Below are 875 nucleotides of genomic sequence, written 5' to 3'. Positions count from 1 at the left end.
CCCGCGTCCTGTCGCCCGAGGGCCGCGACCAGGCCGCGGAACGCTGGTACGAGGGCACCGCCGGCCCCCGCACCCCGCTGGCCACCGCCGCGCCCGCCCACTGCGGCACCTGCGGCTTCTTCCTGCCGCTGGCGGGCGACCTGCGCCAGCTCTTCGGCGTCTGCGCCAACGCCTACGTCCCCGACGACGGCCGTGTCGTCGCCGTCGACCACGGCTGCGGCGGCCACTCCGAAGCCGTCGAAGTCCCCTCCGCCGCCGAGGCCCCACCCCTCATCCTCGACGACCTCTCCTACGACACCACCCCCGAAACCCCTTAAACCACCCGTTCCGCCCCTCGCCCTCCCGCTGGTCCACGCGGTCGTGCTCCTGGATGTGCAGGGTGGGGGGAGGGTCTGATGGGGTGGGGGGATGAGTGGTGACGGGTTCGGCGGTGCGGGGTTCGGTACGGGCGAGGTTCGGCGGAGGGTTCTGGCGGGGTGGGGGGACGGTGTCGCCCGGTTCCGGGAGGACGCCAACGCCGAGGAGGACTTCGCGCGGGACGGCTACCGCGACAGGGTGATCGTCGAGCTGGCGCAGAACGCCGCGGACGCGGCGGCCCGGGAGAAGAGCGCCGGGCGGGTCGCGTTCACGCTCGACGGCGGGGTGCTGACGGCCGACAGCACCGGGGCGGCGCTGGACGCGGCCGGAGTGGAGTCGCTGTCGACGCTGCGCGTCTCGTCCAAGCGGGGGGACGCGGGGCGGGGGGATGCGGCCGTCGGGCGGTTCGGGGTCGGGTTCACGGCCGTCGTGAGCGTCACCGACCAGCCGAAGATCACGTCGGCGGGGCTGGCGGTGCGGTGGTCGGCGGCGGAGACCAGGGCCGCCGTCGCCGGGAT

General features: G+C 75.2%; 2 protein-coding genes. Both read left to right on the top strand.

What is annotated here, in order from left to right; all coding sequences use genetic code 11:
* Positions 1–317 (top strand): DUF3027 domain-containing protein (locus ACYVE7_RS34840; protein WP_460370920.1); only part of this gene is annotated, 317 nt, incomplete at its 5' end.
* A gap of 91 nt (positions 318–408) precedes the next feature.
* A partial coding sequence (locus ACYVE7_RS34835) for a sacsin N-terminal ATP-binding-like domain-containing protein (RefSeq protein WP_460370918.1) occupies positions 409–875 on the top strand: 467 nt, incomplete at its 3' end.

It is taken from the genome of Actinocorallia lasiicapitis, from assembly GCF_054778695.1.
Note: the sequence above shows the minus strand (reverse complement) of the source record. Positions and strands in the feature narration are given on the sequence as shown.